The sequence below is a fragment of the Lacisediminihabitans sp. genome (assembly GCF_036404185.1).
In the GTDB taxonomy this organism is placed as follows: domain Bacteria; phylum Actinomycetota; class Actinomycetes; order Actinomycetales; family Microbacteriaceae; genus Lacisediminihabitans.
Genome location: NZ_DASWPB010000233.1, coordinates 1 through 2,067, shown reverse-complemented (window position 1 = coordinate 2,067; position 2,067 = coordinate 1). Strand labels below are relative to the sequence as shown.

The 2,067-nt window shown below is 68.0% G+C and carries 3 protein-coding genes; 2 read left to right on the top strand and 1 reads right to left on the bottom strand.

Annotated elements, in window-relative coordinates; all coding sequences use genetic code 11:
• Nucleotides 1-95: 95 nt before the first annotated feature.
• Nucleotides 96-500, top strand: a complete 405-nt coding sequence (locus tag VGC18_RS16090) for a helix-turn-helix domain-containing protein (RefSeq protein ID WP_331099271.1) — start codon at nucleotides 96-98, stop codon at nucleotides 498-500.
• Nucleotides 501-563: 63 nt separating this feature from the next.
• Entirely contained in the window at nucleotides 564-1,763 is a 1,200-nt protein-coding gene (locus VGC18_RS16085) for an Acg family FMN-binding oxidoreductase (protein WP_331099269.1), read from the top strand.
• Nucleotides 1,764-1,784: 21 nt separating this feature from the next.
• Here the strand turns inward: VGC18_RS16085 and VGC18_RS16080 are convergent.
• Nucleotides 1,785-2,067: Na+/H+ antiporter NhaA (locus VGC18_RS16080; protein ID WP_331099267.1), on the bottom strand; the 283-nt coding region annotated here is incomplete at its 5' end.

Genomic DNA, 2,067 nt, shown 5'->3' with positions numbered 1-2,067 from the left:
GAATTGCAGGGGCAGACCATAGTCGGGCATGAGCCAACTCTGCTCCACCGATCGCGAGGAAAACAAACACCGGGTAAGTCGCTTATCCTTAGTAAGTGACAAGAACCATCCAGCCCAAAGACATCCAGCCCGCGGACATCCACCACCGCGACATCCAGCACATCGACGACGACGAATGCCGCCGCTTCCAGGGCTCCATCGAGCTCGTGGGCAGGCGATGGAGCTCTGCCATCCTGCTCGCCATGGCTCGCGGTGCCGATCGGTTCAGCGAGATCGTCGCGGTCGTTCCCGGCCTGTCGGACCGGCTCCTGTCGGTGAGGATGAAGGAGCTGGAGCGGGCCGGCCTGGTCGAGCGGGAGGTCATCGCGAGCACCCCCGTCCGGGTGAGATATCTGCTCACCGCGCGGGGGGCCGACCTCATGAGGTCCCTGCAGCCCCTGGTCGGCTGGGGGCAGCGCTGGGAGGAGCCGATCGGTCAGCAGGAGCGCGACTCGGCGTAGGACCTTCGGCCCTGTCCGCACCGCTGGCCCTCGGAATACTGGGGGCCAGACGGAAGGGCCCTCGTGCACCTCGACGAAGCGGTGGTGGTGACCGGCACGATCGTGCTGCTGCTGGCGATCGTGCTGCTCGCGGTCGGCGGCCTCTTCGTCAGGGCTGAGTATCTCGCGCCGTGGGACCCGGAGTACGCCGCCCGGTTCACCGATCGGCGGCTACGGCTCGCCGCTCACGGGATGCTCGCACCGAGCGGACACAACATGCAGCCGTGGATCGTCCGCCTGGACGAGGACGCCGATGTCTTCTTCCTCTCCGCGGACGCGGGACGACTGACTCCGGCGGTCGACCCGCCCAGCCGTCAGACGATGGTGTCCCAGGGGACGTTCCTGGAGTATCTGCGGGTCGCGGCCGTACACCTGGGACTGGGTTTCTCCTGCGAGCTCTTCCCTCTCGGCCGCTACGACGAGAAACGGCTCGCCGAGAGCATGGCCTCGCTGCCGGTGGCGAGGATCACCCTGTCCGGAATGCCTCCCGACGAAACGGAGGACTACGACTCGATCCACCGATCGAGCACGAACCGGGGTCCCTACGGGTCCGCGAGGCTCGGCCCCGACCAGATCACCGTCCTCACCGGAATCACCGCGGGGCTCTCCGCCGAGGTGGAGATCGTCGATCGGCCGGAGGACCTCGCCGCCCTCGGGCGATTGACCGTCGATGGGACGGCCGTCGAAGCGCATTACCCGGAGGCGCTGAGAGAATGGCAGACGGTGTTCCACGCGAACGAGCGGGCCAAGAACGCCGCCCGGTCCGGCTTTGCCGTCGAGGGGCAGGGCACGTCCGGCTTCATGAAATACCTGCTTCAGGGCATGATCACCCTCGCTCCCGCGCTGAACGGTGACGCCGCGACCGGTCGCCGGAACGTGTCCATGGCGACGACGGCCGCCGAGCACACTCCGGCCTACTGCATCGTCCGCACCGCGGGGAACAGCAGGGTCGAACAGATCGAAGCCGGAATGCTCTACGCACGCCTGTCCCTGCGCGCCAGGACCCTCGGCCTCGTCGTCCAGCCGGTCAGCCAGGTTCTTCAGGAGTACCCGTCGATGTCGGCCCTCTACGCGATCGTTCACGACGAGTTCGCACGGGATGGCCAGACCATCCAGATGCTGGTCAGACTGGGGTCCCCGACCGCGGACTACCCGCCCACGATGCGCCGCGATGTGCTGGACATCCTCGTTCCCGAGCTCCCGGACGGGACGCTCGGCCGGTGACGATGCGGACCGCCTGCTCCGCTAGCTCGATTCCGGATGCCGCCGATGCCGGGCGGCCAGCCGGGAGACGAGGATCGCCGAGACGACGATGGAGACCGTCGATCCGAGCAGCACGGCCAGGGTCCCCTCGTCGGCGACCTCTGGGCGCCGCGCGAAGGCGAGCTCGTTCATCAGCAACGACACGGTGAAGCCGACCCCGCCGAGCGCACCGGCGGTGATCAGGGTCCGCGGATCGGGGCGGGATCGACTGCCCTTCGCCCCGACGAAGCTTGCCGCCCACCCACCGAGGCAGATCCCGAGGATC